Source organism: Oceanospirillum multiglobuliferum (assembly GCF_900167095.1).
GTDB lineage: Bacteria > Pseudomonadota > Gammaproteobacteria > Pseudomonadales > Halomonadaceae > Oceanospirillum > Oceanospirillum multiglobuliferum.
The window spans coordinates 2,253-20,137 of record NZ_FUXG01000011.1 but is presented as its reverse complement, the minus strand read 5'-3'; the positions used below and the strand labels follow the sequence as shown (position 1 = coordinate 20,137).

Sequence of the window (17,885 nt, the reverse complement as noted above, 5' to 3'; positions counted from 1 at the left end):
TTGTTTATACTTATTTGAATTTGTCAAATAGTGTTTTTAATCAGAGTGTTGTTGGTTTCTATTGTACACTTTGATTTTATATTTTTTACATAAAAGTCATAGACTATTATGGTGCAGTAGTTTGTTTAAAAAGTTCATCATAAAAATGAGTATACTCAGGTGTCAATTCACTAACCTGGTATTGCAAAGTTAAGTCAGCAAGCAGGTATTGATTTAGAGCATCTGCTAAACGCAGTTGTACATCTAGCATCTGAGTGCGTGCATCTAGTACATCAACTTGGCTTCTTAGGTTAAGCTCTACTCCACGCTCTGCTGCATTTAGATAGCGTTCACTAGAAAATGCTGAATGCTTTAATGCTTGCAATCTTTCGTTTGTATTACGTTTCTTTGCGTAAGCTAAACTTATTTTTTGTTGAGTATCCAGCAGGATACTCTCTGCCATATATTGTTCAGCGTAAAATCTAGCAAGTGATTGTCTGATAGACGCACTTGTTTTACCGCCACTATAAATAGGTACATTGAGATTGAGTGATGCACTCATCGTTTCACTTTCTCTAAGTGGATCATCAGAATTCCGATCACTATATCTTAACCCTAAATACAAGGTTGGATAGTGCTCAGCATTATTGGCTTTTCGAGTGAAACTTGATTGACTGGCTTTAGATAGCCGTTCTTGATAGTCGTTGTTATTACGTGCTAACTCTAATATTTTCTCCTCGGTATGCACCTGCTTAGGAGGTATTATATTGTGAGCATTTTTAACCCAAGCTAGAGGAGGAGTAAATTGCACGCCTGTTATAATGCTTAGTTTTGTTTGCTCATCTTCTAATTCGCTTTTAGCCTGTAATAAATCCGTGTGAGCAAGATCTTTCCTAGCCTGTACTTCAAGTAGCTCTAAATTATCGCCAACACCTAGTTCAGATCGGCGTTGTGATTGTTCAAGCTTTAGACTTAGAGCATCTAAAATATTTTGATTTAGATACACAAGTTGGGCTTTATATAGCACTCTTAAATAAAGCTCGGTTGTTTTGTACACAAGATCCTGCTCTGCTTTTCTGAAACGATAGCTTGATGCCTCAACTGAAGCACGAGCAGCATCTAAACTAAAGGTTGCAGAGTAATCAAGCAGGGGTTGGTTTAAAGAAACCTGCCAAGCAGTATCTGTTAACTCACCATTGGACCTTGGTTGTTTGGGGTCATAGAAACCACTGTCTCTATCAGTATAAATATTATCCGAGTCTTCGTAGCTATAGTTAGCAGACAATGATATTTGAGGTAAAAGGCGACTTTTAGCTATAGACGTTTCTTCTTGCTCTGCTTCAAATATTTTTTGTGATGCACGATACTCTGCATCGTTTTGCAAAGCTGTCTTCACCGCCTCCTGAAATGTCAGCTCTTTAGCAGCATAAGCAGGCGTGAATGATAGCCCCCATGAAAGCACAGCGGTTAAAATTGCTTTATGCATTAAGGTACTATGAGGCATCTTATTTCCTAAAGTAGTAAACGTTGACGCAGAGCTTTTAGGTTAAGCTCTGCGTATCTTGTTGTTCATCTTTATACTGTTTCGTACAAGACTGTTCTATTTTTCCCTGAAGCTTCTAGCAAAACTGTCTGCTATAGGTTTCAACAGGTAGCTAAACATAGTGCGATCTTCCCTGCGAATCATAACTTCAGCAGGCATACCTGGGATTAAATTCATATCTTTGTCCATATCAGCGCGCCCCTTCTCAGTGACTTTGATACGAGTTAAGTAATACGCTTCACCCGTTTTTTCATTTATAAGGCGGTCGGCTGAAATGCTGACAACTTCACCTTCGATAACTTTGGTTGTACGCTGGTTGAAGGCAGAGAAGCGAATATCTGCTTTTTGTCCTTGATGTAGGCTATTGATGTCATTTGTGGCAACGCGTGTTTCTACTACGAACTTGTCTTTTTCTGGTACCAAGTCCATTAGTGTGTCTCCTGGGCGAATGACGCTACCAATAGTATGTATCTTCATGCCCACAATATAGCCAGATTCTGGTGCGCGAATCACAGCACGGTTTAAGCGATTAAGAGAAATTCTATAGCGCTCTTGAGTGTCAAAATAGTCCGCCTGTGCGGCCTGAATACGCTCACCAATATCTTTTAGATAGTTTTGTTGACTGTTGATTAACTGTACATCGTATTCAGATGCAACTAACTCTGTACGTGCAATCTCAGAGCGTAAGCGAGCATATTCATTTTTAGATGAAAGTATCTGCCTGTTAAGCTCACGTGCTCTTTGCCCATCGCCAAGCTTCTCATTTAATAGTGTTGTATAGGCTTCGTATTCACTTTCTAGCAGTGCAATTTGTTCGCTGATGATCTTTTGTTGGTCAGTTAGACCTTCAATTTGTTCTCTAGCTTGTGCCGCGCGTGATCGAAGTGCTTCCTGCTCTTGTTTATGAGCTTTAACTCTTGCATGGTATAGTTGACGATTTTGCTCTAGTACCCCTTTCAAATCACTATCATTTTCTGACGCAGAGAGCACGGTTTCGCTAAAAATCACATCTTGGCTTGAAATCTGTTCGCTGCGTAAGCGCTCTAGCTGCATCAGAGTACTGAACATTCTCTTGCGATTGCTTTCGGTTTCCCCTGTCCAAACTGTCGTATCCAGCTGGACTAGTGCATCACCAGCCTGTACTAAATCGCCATTTCGAACATAAATGTTTGCCACTAAGCCGCCTTCAAGGTGTTGAATCGACTTTCTGTAGGAGTCAACCATAACCTCTCCTTGAGCCATAACTGCACTGCTCAGAGGTGCAAAGGCTGCCCAGATAGTAAAAGTACCTAGGCTAAGTAGGAGTATCAAAGTACCTACGATAATGTAGAAACGATCATTCATAGGCACAGATGACGGTAGCTTATTAACTGGCTTATCCGCTGCGCTTTTACTGTTATTTTGAGGTGTAGCTATAGCGGCAGCCTTAGATACTGACTTAGTATCTTTAGGCTCTTTTTTTTGATTATCAATATTTGGTTTCATCATGAATCTCTGGCTAATAGACGCTATATTTTAAGATGCTTGCTGTTGTTGCTTCTGCTGAGCAAGTGCTTGCATAACATCTTCTTTACTGCCAAACATCTGCACAGCACCCTCTTTTAGCACGAGCAACAGATCAATATTTCTCAGAATAGAAGGACGGTGACTGACAACTAGTACGGTAGTGCCTTCAGCCTTAAGTAGCTGCATCGTGTTCGCTAGCGCCATTTCACCGTGATCGTCTAAGTTTGAGTTTGGTTCATCTAGTACAATGAATTTAGGGTTGCCGTATAAGGCTCTAGCTAAACCAATACGTTGTCTTTGCCCGCCGGAAAGCGCGCCTGTTGTGCTACCAATGCGAGTATCATAACCGTCTGGTAACGCAAGAATTAGCTCATGTACGCCTGCCTTTTGAGCTGCACCTACTACCTTCAAGGAATCAACATGGCCAAAACGAGCAATATTTTCACTTATAGTGCCTTCAAACAACTCAATATCTTGTGGTAGATAGCCAATATGAGGGCCTAATTCATCACGGTTGTAATGATTAATATCTGCGCCATCCAATCGTACTACGCCATTGGCAATAGGCCATAAACCAAGCGCTACACGTGCTAGTGTTGACTTACCTGCCGCACTAGGACCAACTACACCTACATGAGAACCTGCGGGAATACTGATGTTAATAGCCTTAAGAGCCAGTGTTTTAGAACCTGGAGGGATAGCATGCACATTCTCTAGGCTCAGTGTACCCTTAGGTTCTGGCAGAGACATCTTACGCTGATTCTGAGGGTTGTTAAGAAGAAGCTGATTTAAACGGCCATAGGCTGAGCGAGCATTGTTAAAGCCACTCCAAGTACCAATAAGTAAATCAAGAGGAGCTAAAGCCCGTCCCATTAAAATAGAGCCGGCAATCATCATTCCAGGGCTCATTTCATTTTGAATTACATAGAAAGCCCCTAATCCTAGAATGAGAGACTGGAACATCATACGTAAAATTTTACTGAGGTTTGAATAAACCCCTGCTTTATCGCTGGCAATAGTTTGCTTTTCAAGAAAGTCTTGATGCTTCTGGTGCCAGCGTCTGAGAATATTAGGCAGCATGCCCATGGCATGTAGCACTTCAGTATTGTTAATATTGCTGTTAGCAAGATTTTGAGCAATGATATTTTCTGTACTGGCTTCAGTAATTGGCTTGCGAGTACCTTTTTCGTTGAGTATCGCAACTAATAAAAGAATCACACCAGCGCCAACGGAAAACCAACCGAAAGCAGGGTGGAATACAAACAATAAGCCGATATAAATTGGCATCCAAGGCGCGTCAAAAAAAGCAAATAGACCGTTTCCAGTCATAAACTGACGTAACGAGGTTAGATCTGACAAAGCTTGAGCGTTACGCTTAGAAGGGTTGTTTACGCCTTGCTCAAACATGGCAGAGTAAACCCTAGGACTTAGCGAGTGATCAAGTTGGTTTCCTATGCGCACTAAAACACGAGACCTGACCCACTCCAGTAAACCTATGACGGTAAACATACCTACCATGATAAGTGTTAAATAAAACAACGTATCAAAGCTTCGAGCTGCTACAACACGATCATAAACTTGAAGCATGTATATAGGTGCTGTCAGCATCAAAATATTGATGAATAAGCTAAACACGCCAGCTGCAATAAAACCTTTTCTACTGGTACGCAGCGCATCTTTCAAATCGCTGGCTAAACTTTCGGTATTCATAAACATTCTCTTAAAGATATAGTAGGTCTGAACCCGTGTTCATTGGCTCTTTGCATGTTCGCCTAGATAAATTGAACGCAGCAAAGAAGATGAAGGCAGATAAGGAATAATGGGGCTAATCAAGTAAAACTCAAGAGCGTCAACAATGTTTTTAGGCTCAATATAATAATTAAATAATAAGCAATATTGCTTAGGCTAAAACTATTCCATTGAGCCTGTCATGATTAAGCAGATATTCGTTTTATAACCCTTCAGTTGAGCTTAGAATTTGAACAAGTCATCCTCTTGCTCACCAAACACATCGTCCAAATTGATCTCTTCAGACTTTGAGCTTTGCTTTGCACGAATATCATACAAGGCTATTAGCTCTTTCATTCGGTGTTCAGAAAACATTTGGCCATAAGCAAGGCTCAATGCTCCGCGTAAATTCAATACTTTTAGCTTATCTGCATCAAGCTCTTTAAGCGCTTTTTCATTGATGTGATATAAATTAGTGTGTGGTGGAATATGTTCAGGTAAGCCTTCGATTTTGATGGACCAAGGAGAGAGTAGGCCGTATTCATTTAATAGATCTATCAGCCCCTCTGTTAGCGCACGACTACTGTATTGAGCTTGTAAAAAAGCTTTAACCTGTACCATCAGTTCGCTTAGCTCGCCTTCATTGTTAAAAAAGCGCTCGCTTGTGTCGCTGATTTCTGTTTGAAAATTAGTGCTCTCTTCATCAATGCAAAGTGCTAGCTTATCGCTTTCTTGAACAGGCAAGATTCGAAATGGATAGCCGCGGTAAACAGCAGGCACATAGCCACCAATCCATTGGCCATTTGGAGCTACGTAAAGGTTATGTCCTGGGTATAGACCTAAAATAGCCACATATTGAAAGCTTTGATCTGAGTCTGCTCGATAAAAGGCAGTAGCATAGCGAGGGACTAATTGAGATAGTTCTGCGACAGAAATAGGCGCAAGCGCATCTGCTGCTGTAAAGTCATAGCTTTGGGTTTTTTCCCAGCCTGAGTATTGGTGTACGTTGTGCATGAGTGGAGCAAACTTAGCCATGTCATCCTCTTATTTGATAAATAAATTTTAAAAGTGATTACTTTTCAGGTGCTTTCCAAACAGTAATCCCATCAATGCTGTTATCTAAGTGTGGAACATTTTGTTTGAAATAATAGCCAGCTGCGTTAGTGTCTAAACTGGTTGCGCCTTCAAGCTTTTGGTTGGCGGTAATGCTTGAAAACTGCCCGTTAGGCAGCAAGTCACCGGATGCACTAAAGCTAATGGAGCCTGTTTCTTCATGTTCTAACTGCAATGCTGTAGAGAATTTGCTTTTGCTAAAGTCTATCTGAAGCATGCTGCTATCAACTTCAAGATTGAACTGCTTGCCTTTGGCGTAATAAAAAGCAGCTGCTTGTTGTAGCTCGAAACTGACTTTGCCAATGTATGGATTGACCTGTAAAAATAGCTCATTTGGACGGTAGAGCGTAAAGCCTTCAGCGCTAACAATATTGTGTTTATCAAGTTTTCCTGTGCTTGTTGCTTGCTGCACTTGCATATCTGGATAAGTAAAGCTTGGAGCCTCGAAATCCTTATCTAACGTGTATGACCACAGTAACTGCTGCTGGCCCTGCATGCTGAACTTAGGTAGTAAATCGTTCAGGCTGGGACTGCTAATGGGTTCAAAATAACTGTCAGAGGTTACGTTATCTGATAGGTCTAACGACGGGGGAGTGATCGGCGTTTCAACTTGTACTGTTTCAATTACAGAAGGTCGATTTACCTGTGCCGCCACAGTAACCTCAGTAGGTAGTTTTTGTTCAATAATAGGGGTAACCTGAGTTGGAATGTTTGTGGTGGTATTGCTACTGTTTGGCCTACTTTCAGGTTTGTAGGGTGCTACTGGAAGTGCCTCTGGTCTCTGAGCTGGTGGCGTATAAGTACTGTTAAGCTTAGGTTGCGTAACGGTATTTTCTGCAATTACATAGCTTGGTTCCGCCGTATTTACTGTAGAAACTACAGCTACATCCTTGCTCTCACTTTTATAAGGGGAGGGTTGGCTTGTAGGTTCTTTTTGGTCAGCTTTTGCTATGTACGCTGTGCTAGCAGGTTGGCTATTGAGCCTGTTAGGGCTGTCAAGCTGTGTCAATAGCTGATCGTTGAATAATAAGTTCGAGCTAATATTCATCTCTAAAGCAAGTTGTAAGAGACGTGGGCTAACCGAAATGTCATCAAGCTCTAAAAGTTGATTGTTACCACTGGCGAGCTCAATACCTTCGCTTGCGCAAGGCCCAAGAGACTGTGCTTCACATTTATCTGAAAACGCAGATACAACAATAGCACCCTCGCTAACAATAGTCCGAACGGTCTTTTCGTCAGCAAGTACTGTAAAATCTGTCCCTCTTACACCTATGGCAGCTATAGGTGTGTTCAGGCGAAAACGAGAGTGATCTTGTTTTGCAGCACCGCCGGAAACAGATCTAGCCATGCCTTCTTTTAAAGTAAAGTGCACGGCACTTTTTTGTGGGCTATCAGGATAGTACTCATAAGTGTTAATCACTAGATGGCTATTGGGTCTCATGCTGAGCAAGGCGTCATCAACAAAGCGCAGGTGCACATAGCCACTGGTATAGGTGATTATTTTATCGCCAATGTATAGCGGAGAGCCTGCTTCTATCGCTATGCTGCTGCCATCTTGTCGGTGTATTTCGCCATCACCTAATGCAAGAGTGATGCTTCCGACTTTGGCGGCTGAGGTGTTCGCATGCACCGCAAAACTAGCTTGCCAAATGACCAACAAAAAAATGAGAAGGCTCAAATACAATTGTTTAGGGCTTATAACCAAATGTGCTGAACCTTCAATAGTTTGCTTGTCGAAAGGCTTTGAGTTGGAAAGTTGTTCCGGCTGATTTAGCATAAGCTGACCCTTAGACGCATATTATCGAGCGCTATACTGATGAAACTCAAATATTTATCTTGGCGAAATTCTGGCAAAATAACGCGCCAAAAAAAGTCTATTGCCGTAATTGCCTAGCATATCTGCATGCTAGGTTGGTTATAATAACAAATCAGGGTCAATTTTACGTGATGACAGTCACATGTTATGCCAGCTTTTTATGCTTAAATGTGAAACTGTAATATTTGAATTCACATTAATTTCTGTCTGCAAAGGAATGAGAAAGATATTTTATGTGCTTAAGCAGTGAACCAGTATAGCAATGGCCATTACAGTTGAACTGTTAAAACGCTTTAGCATATTGCGCGACTTGCCAGAACCCACCTTGTTACTCTTGGCGTCTCAGGCTGTGCTGCGAAAGTTTTCGCGTCGAGAAATAGTTGTTGACCCAAGTGAGCAGAAGTCTGCTCTGTGCTTTCTTTTTGAAGGAAGTTTACAGGGCGTTGACTTTACTTTAGACGGTCGAGAAGTGGGTTTGTATTTTGTTCGCCCTGGAGATTTTTGTGGCGAGGTTGCTCTTTTTGATGCAGGCGCTAATCCAGAGTTTGTGATTGCACTTTCTAAGTCTCAGGTTGTGATATTACCCTATAGTGCTTTGGAGTCAGTGATGTACGAATCCAAATCGCTCATAAAGGCGCTGAGTCAGCGTCTTGCGTATAGGGTGCGTGAGTTGACTGAGCAACGATCTATTCTCTCATTGCCTAGTATTCCTCAGCGTATACATCGTCAATTGTGGCAGTTAACAGGACTAAAAGCAGATAACATACCTAGTAATGAGATAGAAATTATTTATCCGCCGACTCATCAAGAAATTGCCATCATGCTTAATACCAGTCGAGAAACGGTTACTAGGGTTTTTCAAACCTTATTAGCTGAGGATATCGTGCAGCGTAACGGTACAAACAGCTTGATTATTAAGCAACCAGAGAAGTTATATGCACTCTCCAATACCAGTGAAAAGTAGTAGGTGCATGAGGTTGTTGAGCATGCAGCTCATAATGAAAGGCAATACCCATTAGCTTTAGCCGTTAAACTTATTCAGGAGAGACCAGTGCTTGCATATTTCTGGCCGAAACAGCATTTTGGCTTACTATATCAACTTGTTCAGCGTGATATACGCCAACGCTACAAAGGGTCATGGCTGGGCATGGGCTGGTCACTGATCACGCCTCTTATCATGTTATCGGTATATACATTTGTTTTTCAGTTTGTTTTCAAAGCCCGTTGGCCTGGTGCAGAAACTGGTCAAGGATTGGAGTTTGCGCTTAACCTATTTGCGGGATTAATCTTTTTTACCTTGTTTAGTGACGTCATGACAAGGGCGTCAAGCACCATTACTCAGCAACCTAATTTAGTAAAAAAAGTGGTATTTCCATTACATTTATTATCTTGGGTAGTTGTACTCTCTGCATTGTTTCAAGCCGTCATTAGCCTAGGAATACTGGCGCTGGGCACTCTGATTCTAAGAGGGGAGATTTCTGTACAATTTATATATATATCTTTGATAATCTTGGTTTTCTTACCTTTGCTTTTAGGTATGGCTTGGGGGTTGGCGGCGTTAGGGGTTTATCTGCCAGACACCCAGCATCTAACCGCAATGGCCACTGCACCGTTAATGTTTTTATCGCCAGTATTTTATCCGGTATCTATGCTGCCTGACTGGGCGCAAGGCTGGATTAACTTGAATCCGCTGACCTTAATTATTGAAGCGACAAGAGCCAGCGCCTTAGGCACCTCTTGGCCTTCTCTTGAGAATATGCTGTTTTACGTGCTTGCTGCTCTAATAGTGGGTGTTCTGGGGGCATCTGGCTTTCAGAAATTACGTAAAGGATTTGCGGATGTGCTCTAGTTGTCAGTGGAATATTACACACTATGATAGCCTGACACACGTCAAGTATAGTCGACTCGTTGTTACCCAAAAGAGTATTACCATTCATGACAAATAGCGCACAGAGCAGTCCACGCGAAGCGGTCATTGAGCTAAAAGATGTCGCTAAAGTATATCGAATTTACCAAAAACCATCGGATAGGTTATTAGAGTCTCTCCCTTTTAAAAAAGTGAACTCAAGAGTTTTTAATGCCTTAAAGCCGATGAGTCTTTCAGTTGGAAAAGGCGAGGTTGTCGGCTTAATCGGACGAAATGGCGCGGGTAAATCAACATTACTACAACTGATTTGTGGCACATTACCGCCTAGTCAAGGTGAAGTTAAAATTCATGGTCGTATTGCAGCTTTGCTAGAACTAGGCTCTGGTTTTAATCCAGAGTTTACTGGGCGTGAAAATGTATTCCTTAACGGTGCGATACTAGGGTTGAGCAGGCAAGAGCTAGAGGATAGGTTTGAAGAGATTCATCAATTCTCAGAAATTGGCGATGCCATAGAGCAGCCTGTTAAAACCTATTCCAGCGGTATGTTTGTGCGATTAGCCTTTGCTGTTGCCGTCTGCGTAGACCCTGATGTATTAATCATTGATGAAGCACTGAGCGTAGGGGATGGCGCTTTTGCTAAGAAATCATTCGACCGTATTATGCGCCTCAAAGAGTCGGGTAAAACCATCCTTTTCTGCTCACACAACTTATACCAGATAGAAGCGATCTGTAATCGAGCACTTTGGCTGCATAAAGGAGAGGTTATTGCTCAAGGTAGCCCCGCAGAAGTTGTGCATCGCTATGAAGGCTTTCTTTATGGTATAGAACAGGGACAAAATGATGCGCCAGTGCCTGATATCGCACCTGATCCAGGTCGGCCACAGTTCAAGAGTGTTTGGATTAGCCTAGATGGGCAGCAAACAACACAGACCAAAATTCCCGTTGGAATAACAGGTGAGAGTACACTCAGTATCAGTGCTAGCTGGCAAGGTAACGCAGGGCAGCCTGCCCCATCATTTGCTGCCACTTTACATTCAAGTGATGGTCGGATGGTTGCTAGTGCAGGGTCTCACATTGATCTAGCATCTATATCCCAGAATGAAAATGGACAAGGATCTGTGACATTAAGCTTTCCACACTTGGCGTTGTTAAAAGGTGAGTACTGGATTGAAATTTACCTGTTATGTGACCAAGGCATACTGTTTTACGACCAGCAGATCCCCGCTGCACGATTTAAAATGCAATCACCTGCATTTCAGTTAGAGCAGGGTATTGTTCACTTAGCGCGTCAATGGAGTTCCGCGCCAAGCCTGGAGCTGAAAAAATGACGCTGCGTCTTCTAATTGTTACAAGGGAGAATGAGCAAGATCGAGCTTACGGCTTAGGTAAAACTTTACAGCCAATAGCTGATGCTCTGAGTCGTCGTGGACATCAGGTCGAATACTTTTGCAAAATGGATTGCCAAGATGCTCATATCAAATGGCATGAGCGTTTTAGTCATTTACTCAGTTATTTTAATGCTACCCTAGCCCCTGCAATTGCAGAGAGACTTGTGCAGGGCATTGCTGCGGTGAGAAAAGCGCTGAGTGAAAAAAGCACACACGTTTGGGTGCATGACCCCTGGTTAGTCTGGGGAGTAAAACTAGGCTTAAAACGCTTTGGTTATTGGCGAGAGCAGCCCTTTAAGTTAATTGTATCGGAACATGGTTTGGGTAGCTTTGCATGGGCAGTTACGCAAGATGGTTTGCCCATGTCAGATCGACTCTATCGTGCCTTACTTAAGCAAGAGTGTAAGATACTCCTATCGGTTGATGCGGTTTTTACACCCTCTGATACAGCCAGAAAAGCGCTGGTAAGAGATCTTTGCCTAAGTCAAACACCGGCACATTTTCATGTGATGGGATATGGCAAGCCTGAAATTAACCTACCTAATAAATCAGAAGCCTGCGCCCATTTTGGGTTGGCGGCAGCTCATGCGCCGATCATTTTAGGAATAGGTCGGCTTACACCTGTGAAGCGCTTTGACCTATTAATAGATGCTGCTGCGATATTACAGCAGCAATACCAGCTGCCTGTGCAAATATTGATTGCAGGAGGTGGAGATCCTGCACCTCTTCTGCAGCAGGCAGAGAAGCATACGTTACAGCTTAAGCCCATTATACAATTTGAGTCTAATATCGCTTGGCCCTTGGCAGCTGCTGACCTTTATGTCAGCACCTGTGCCTATGAGTCTTACGGGCAAGCGAACAGAGAAGCTGTAGCCGCAGGGGTAGCAACCTTAGCCCCCTCTAGTGGTGGCAGCGCTGAGGTGTTAGGTATAGGCGCGTGTTTACAGCCGCTCAGTGCCAACAACATAGCGGCAGCCATTGCAGATATACTTCAGAATCCTGGGCAACAACAATATTGGCAGACAAAGGCTCTGGAAGAGTCTAAACACTGGCCTACATGGAACCAACTCTCAGAAGATTATGAACGCCTCTTACTCTCTCTTTAGTCAACCTGTAGCTAAACCACCACAGCCTTTAAATATTGAAAATATTCGCAAGGCACTAGTACTGATTCCTCATCCCGATGATGAGAGTATTGGTTGTGGAGGTTTGCTTGCCCTATTAGCTGAGCGTGGCACGCCTGTGCACGTTGTTTTAGTGAGTGACGGTTCTGGGGCTGGCGGTTTACCAGAAGGTGCAGGACTGGTTAGGCAGCATGAGCTGTCTCAGGCTCTTAATGTTTTAGGTGCAAGCATCACTTATGAGTGCTTAGGCTTGCCCGACGGCAGCTTGAGTCAAGTAGAAGGATTGCAGGCTAAAATACAAGCGAGTATTGATCGCTTTCAGCCCAGCGTATTAGTTGCCCCTTGGATGCAGGATATGCACCCAGACCATGCCGCAACAGGGTATGCAGCTTTACGCGCCCATCAAGACAGGCCGTTAAGCCAAGGTGTACTTTTTTACGAAGTATGGACACCACTTACAGCTAATTTAATCTTAAATATTAGTCAGGTCTGGCCTAAAAAGCAGAAAGCACTTGAACAGCATAAAACAGCGCTATCCTGCGGCGACTACCTAAGGGCAACAGAAGCACTTGCCGCCTATAGAAGCCTGCTGAGTGGTAATCTTGCCGCCCAAGGCGAATATGCTGAAGCTTTTTACGGTTTAGACTGGTGTGAAGTGTGTCCATATGATTCATCTTTGCGTCAACGTTACCATGTACGTTATGCCACAGCGCAAGATGCTGACGCCCTTAGACAGCTATTTATTGACGTCTTTCAGCACACCCCGTCCTCTGATTGGTGGCCTAGTAAATATGGTCAAGAAACAGTTCCCGGCACCGTTGCGGTAAATGAGAACCAAGCAATAATTGCCTATTATGGCGCCCTCTCTCGGCGGGCATTTTGGCAGAACAAAACCCTAAATGTTGCGCAGCAAGCTGACGTGATGGTGTCCAGTCATTATCGCTTTTCTACAAAGCGTCATGGTGTTTTCGCCTCCGTCAGTCGACTATTTTTACAAGAACAGCTTGGGCAAGCTCGCACTTATCAAATGGCCTTTGGCTTTCCTACAGTACGCGCATTGCACTTAGGCATAAGGCTGGAGCTTTATCAGCAAGGTGACGAACTTGCCTATTGGCAATACAGTAATCAATACAACCGATTGGGTATTGGCTGGCAGGTTAGTGTTCAGAAATGTGCCGCACAAAAAAACTGGCACTGGGTTGATGGGTTAAAACCCTTTATGGCACAACCTGAAGGCTACTTTTGGCTAGAAAAAAGTGGTGCCTACTGGCAGCAGCGCTTTGCTCAAAATACTGAGAAAAAATATTCAATAGTACGTCTTTTTCGTTGGGGGCGACTGGCTGGAGTTGCTATTGTCCAAACAACTGCTGAAACCATAGAAATAATGGACTTAGCCTTAACGGATCGACATCCACATAGTGCTCAAAAACTGATTGCAGCCATCATCAACTACGGTTGTAAAGTAGGCTTAAGTAAAACCGCTGCATGGGGCACACGTATCGCAACAGATGAGCTACAGCGTCATGCAGAAAGTTTACAATGCAAAGGTGAGTCAATAGTTGAGCATGCAGGCTATATGGCACTGCCCGCAGCAGGCTTAGATGTCCCCTTAGTCTCGCAAATAAAAGGCCACTGCTGGATGTTGGGTGCTGATACTGATTTTAGGTGATCTCTGCTTTGAAGCTCAATGCTTGCAAGGCTAGATGCAGTGAACAACCAATTTTGCAGTTAAAGAACAGCGTAAAGTACTGGGTTAAATAAACAGGTAAAATTGTAAAATAAACCAATAAATACAGCTTTGGATATAAGGGTCAGCTTAACCGTGTGACCCTCATCACGTTGTCTTGCTATCAATCCGCTAAACTACAAATATGTAAGGAATTGTTTCTCTATCGACTGTAGTTAGCATTATGCCCCTAAAAAACGAGCACCTCTCATCAAAACTACCCGCTTCACGGGTATACACCTTAAGCGTAACCCCATTGGGTTCGCGCATTGTGGTGCTTGTGCTGGTAGCTCTGCTGGTGGGTTTACTACAGTTTTTACTGAAAACACCCTTGAATATATTAGACGAGCGCCTAGGTAGTTTGAATTGGCAGCTCAACACTGATACAGAGACAGAGCGTCGTTTAATTATTGTCGCTATTGACGAGAAGAGCCTGCAAGAAGTGGGAAGCTGGCCTTGGTCTAGAGCCACGCTTGCAAAGCTATCTGATCAGCTACAAGCCTATGGTGCAAGTAGCCAGATTTATGACCTAGTCTTTCCGGAAGCGCGCACAGATGATGCACTGCTTGCAGAGACCTTTAAAAAGAATCGTGCGCTTATCGCCCAAATACCACTACTGAACAGCACCCAACAAACAGGTGTTGCCAGTACAGCATTTTCAGCGCAATGCCACGAAGCAATGCCTGTTGCGACTGGTATTTTAGGCAACAGCTCAAGTCTAAGTTATCGCTCAAATCTGCAAGACAATATGAGCATTCCTGCGGGGCATATTACGCCAACAGTTGACAGCGATGGAGCGGTTCGTTTTCAAGCCCCTTTTATATGCTACCAAGGCCAAGCCTATCCCTCTTTAGCTTTGGCAGCCTTACTGCATAACTTACAAATAGATCAGCTTGAGTGGAAAAAAGCACCAAGCTTGTTCTCGCTAGAGCCTGATTGGACTCTAGTGGCACCCAACTACCCCTTGCTGCAAGTACCTTTGAACACCCTAGGTGAGATGAGGGTTAACTATGCCAAAAGCCCTAGCAGCTTTATCACCTTATCTGCCGCTGATGTTTTAGCACAACGTATTGACCCCAAATGGCTGCAAAACAACTGGGTATTAATTGGTGCGACTGCCTTTAGCCTAGGTGACTTAGTGCCTAGCCCCCATAGTGGCCTAACCCCTGGTATAGAGATACAAGCCAGACTGATCACCAGCCTATTAGATCAAGAAATACCTTACACGCCTGCTGCTCAGTCCTTATATCATGGCGTATTGGGCCTGTTACAAGCGGTATTACTCATCGCTTTGGCCAGTTTAATTGGCCAGCATCGCTATGCATTTGCTAGAGCCTGCCTGCTGAGCACACCGATAGTATTGCCATTGTTAGTACTAGCCTTGCACCAATGGATGATCAGCTATCAGCTTTGGCTGGGTTGGCTACCCTCTGCGTTATTCGGTACTATCGCAGCACTGTCTATTATAGCGCTAGAGTACTTGCGCAATAGACAAGAGCGTCAACGGTTATACGACAACCTGAGCAGCTACCTGCCTGAGTCTATAGCCAATGAAATTGCCTTTCATGCGCCTAGTGAACAAGTGCAAGCCCGTGAGCGTCACTTTATAGTGCTGAATGCAGACTTACGTAATTTCTCGGCTTATCAACAACAGCGCCCAGCAGAAGAAACGGCATTATTGCTACACTGCTTTTTTAGTATTGCCACGCGGGTAATTGAAGAGAATAAAGGCACTGTATATGAACTACATGCTGACTCTCTGCTGGCCGTTTGGCCTTTAGAGGCACCGCTTGTAGCTGTACCTCAACCCTCAAACAATAATCCTGCTGATGTCGCTCAAGGGCAGCATGCTTATCAAGCCAGTCAGCAGCTGCATCAATCATTGCAAGCATTATTAGATCGCCCTCTCCCAGAGACGCTAGAACCATTGGCACTAGGCGTTGGTATTGCAGCAGGTAGCGTTACCGAAGGCACCTTGGGTGCAGCAGGTCGACGTACGCAAATGCTATTAGGTGAAACCGTCACCCTTGCACTGCGCATTCAAAGTATGACCGCAGAACTAGCGTACCCCACCTTATGCAATGACAGTTTTGCCAAATTACTACCTGTTGCCCAAAAACAAAATGTAGGACGCTATCTTTTAGAGGGCTTAACACAACCTAGAGCACTGTATAGCCTCAAAACTTCTGGCAAAGTGGCGCAGTTATTTCCAGAGCATAAAAGCGAACACTCAGGCTAAAAGCCTTATCCGCTAACATCCCCAATGTATCATTGTGATACAGTTCACATAATTAATGTTGCCCCTTGTTAGGTTGATTTGCTTTATCAAAAATTAAGATTGAAAGCCGTTTGTTTTGATTAATATTCAGGCATAATGTCGAGCCTTTTAAAGTGAGTGAAGCAAGTAGTGGTGGAAGTGCATTGCGGGTAATTACGCGTACAGGGTTTACAAATGACTTAATACGTAACAAGTCATTGATAAAAGTACCTATGCTCATTTTTATTAGTCTTTCAGTCTTTCTGTTAGGCACTGTTTCGTGGGCTAATTCAAACCCGGTTTTTCTATTAGATATTGCTGATATTTCGGCGAATAGACCGAACATATCCGCCAATCATCAATCAGCAATCCTCTTAAGTAATACACAGTGCCAAGCTTTGATATTGTCTATCAATGAATCTCTGAAAAGCATTGTGCCTCGTGAACAGAGTGGTCGTCTTTATCAACAGCTTAAATCTCAACAAATGGCCTGTTATAACAGTGCTGATTTTTTAGCTTATTTAGGCTCGGTGCAGCTACGTACAGGGCAGTTATCAGATGCGCAGGATAGCTTAGAGCGTGCATTAATGCTGAATCCGCAGCAAGGATTAGCGCTGGTTGACTATGCTGAAGTGCTTTACTTATTAAGACAGCCCTTTGCTGCTTACGATTTAAATCAACAACTGCTATTACAAACTGATTTACCAGAGGCTGTTCGCACCCATTTGCAGATGCGTCAAGCGCAATGGTCTCAAATTTTTGAGCGCACAGACTACCGCATAAGCTTATCTCTAGGTCATGACACAAACCTTAATACAGCGGCTGATTTGAATCGACTGACTTTAACTGATGGGTTAGGCACCACACTAATTGTGGCGCAACAAGATCAGCCCGTAAGTGGCTACGCCAGTGATGTTAGCCTAAGCGCGCGTCATACAAAACTACGTAGCAATGGACAGCAGTATTGGCAAGTCAACCTATATAGCAGAACAGGTATCAATGTCAGTAGTCGCCATGACCAGCAACAACTCGATTTAACCTACAACCGAAGCTATCGCCCACGTGTATTGAAATCAAATGTGCCACTTTTCTCAGACTGGAGTTGGGAAGTTGGCTTGAAGCAATTTAACTACAACAGCCAAAGTTTATACCGGTCATTACAACTACAATTTGGTTTAGGGCAAACGTTAAGTTCTAGTTGTCAGCTTACACATGAGCTACAGTTCAGCCGTCAGTTTTATTTGATAGATAACAGCTCAGATGCTGTCGAGTTAAGCTTACAGCCCAAACTAGCCTGTCATCTTAGTCCTAGTAGCCGGCTATTTGTTCAACTAGGGGCGGCGGTCAACCAAGCAACAGGTCAGCGTACAGGTGGAAATCGACAGCAATTAGATGCGCTTATCGTTTTAAAATACCGTGACAATAGTGTTGACAACACAGGCGAGTGGAGCGCCAGTGTTAGGCAAAATCAAACGCAAGATGAAAATGGTTACAATGCCTTGCTTGATAATAATCGACCACGACACGTTGACAGCGTGCAGTATGGCCTACAGTACCGCCGACCCATTGCCGATAAGCTGAGTGTATCAGCCAGCGTACAGCAAATAGAGCAGAGCAGTAACATTGTGCTATTCAGTTACACCGCAACTCGTGCAAGCCTTGGTATAGATTGGTATTTCTAGTAGGGTGCATAAGCGAAGCGTCATGCACCATGCACCGAATCCACCGAATCCACCGAATCCACCGAATCCACCGAATCCACCGAATCCACCGAATCCACCGAATCCACCGAATGGTGCATGGCGCTACGCTTATGCACCCTACGTAACGGGGTTGTG

Annotated in this window: 12 protein-coding genes; 7 read left to right on the top strand and 5 right to left on the bottom strand. The window is 43.6% G+C overall.

Annotated elements, in window-relative coordinates:
* Positions 1–106: 106 nt before the first annotated feature.
* The 5 genes from B5D26_RS08820 to B5D26_RS08800 form a co-directional block, all read right to left on the bottom strand.
* Positions 107–1,483, bottom strand: coding sequence for a TolC family protein (locus B5D26_RS08820; protein WP_078745375.1), 1,377 nt, complete (start codon positions 1,481–1,483; stop codon positions 107–109).
* 96 nt (positions 1,484–1,579) lie between these two features.
* Positions 1,580–3,010 (bottom strand): HlyD family type I secretion periplasmic adaptor subunit, encoded by a 1,431-nt coding sequence (locus B5D26_RS08815; protein WP_078745374.1) that lies wholly within the window; start codon positions 3,008–3,010, stop codon positions 1,580–1,582.
* Between the two features lie 27 nt (positions 3,011–3,037).
* On the bottom strand, positions 3,038–4,738 hold the full coding sequence (locus tag B5D26_RS08810) for a type I secretion system permease/ATPase (RefSeq protein ID WP_078745373.1): 1,701 nt from the start codon (positions 4,736–4,738) through the stop codon (positions 3,038–3,040).
* Positions 4,739–4,999: 261 nt separating this feature from the next.
* The gene (locus tag B5D26_RS08805) at positions 5,000–5,791 is read right to left on the bottom strand and encodes a SapC family protein (RefSeq protein ID WP_078745372.1); all 792 of its coding nucleotides are present in this window, start codon (positions 5,789–5,791) and stop codon (positions 5,000–5,002) included.
* Positions 5,792–5,828: 37 nt separating this feature from the next.
* Positions 5,829–7,646, bottom strand: coding sequence for a FecR family protein (locus B5D26_RS08800; protein ID WP_078745371.1), 1,818 nt, complete (start codon positions 7,644–7,646; stop codon positions 5,829–5,831).
* A 301-nt stretch (positions 7,647–7,947) separates the two neighbouring features.
* Here B5D26_RS08800 and B5D26_RS08795 point away from each other — a divergent pair, with 301 nt between their 5' ends.
* The 7 genes from B5D26_RS08795 (at position 7,948) to B5D26_RS08760 (ending at position 17,729) form a co-directional block, all read left to right on the top strand.
* A complete protein-coding gene (locus B5D26_RS08795; RefSeq protein ID WP_078745370.1) occupies positions 7,948–8,649 on the top strand; it encodes a Crp/Fnr family transcriptional regulator in 702 nt (233 codons plus the stop codon).
* A gap of 87 nt (positions 8,650–8,736) precedes the next feature.
* On the top strand, positions 8,737–9,534 hold the full coding sequence (locus B5D26_RS08790; RefSeq protein WP_159445630.1) for an ABC transporter permease: 798 nt from the start codon (positions 8,737–8,739) through the stop codon (positions 9,532–9,534).
* An 86-nt stretch (positions 9,535–9,620) separates the two neighbouring features.
* A complete protein-coding gene (locus B5D26_RS08785; protein ID WP_078745368.1) occupies positions 9,621–10,880 on the top strand; it encodes an ABC transporter ATP-binding protein in 1,260 nt (419 codons plus the stop codon).
* The gene (locus B5D26_RS08780) at positions 10,877–12,046 is read left to right on the top strand and encodes a glycosyltransferase family 4 protein (RefSeq protein ID WP_159445629.1); all 1,170 of its coding nucleotides are present in this window, start codon (positions 10,877–10,879) and stop codon (positions 12,044–12,046) included. Before B5D26_RS08785 ends, B5D26_RS08780 begins: the two co-directional genes overlap by 4 nt.
* Entirely contained in the window at positions 12,021–13,733 is a 1,713-nt protein-coding gene (locus B5D26_RS08775) for a GNAT family N-acetyltransferase (protein WP_078745366.1), read from the top strand. Before B5D26_RS08780 ends, B5D26_RS08775 begins: the two co-directional genes overlap by 26 nt.
* Positions 13,734–13,974: 241 nt before the next feature.
* On the top strand, positions 13,975–16,029 hold the full coding sequence (locus tag B5D26_RS08770; protein WP_078745365.1) for a CHASE2 domain-containing protein: 2,055 nt from the start codon (positions 13,975–13,977) through the stop codon (positions 16,027–16,029).
* Positions 16,030–16,451: 422 nt separating this feature from the next.
* Positions 16,452–17,729, top strand: a complete 1,278-nt coding sequence (locus tag B5D26_RS08760; protein WP_078745363.1) for a tetratricopeptide repeat protein — start codon at positions 16,452–16,454, stop codon at positions 17,727–17,729.
* Positions 17,730–17,885: the final 156 nt, after the last annotated feature.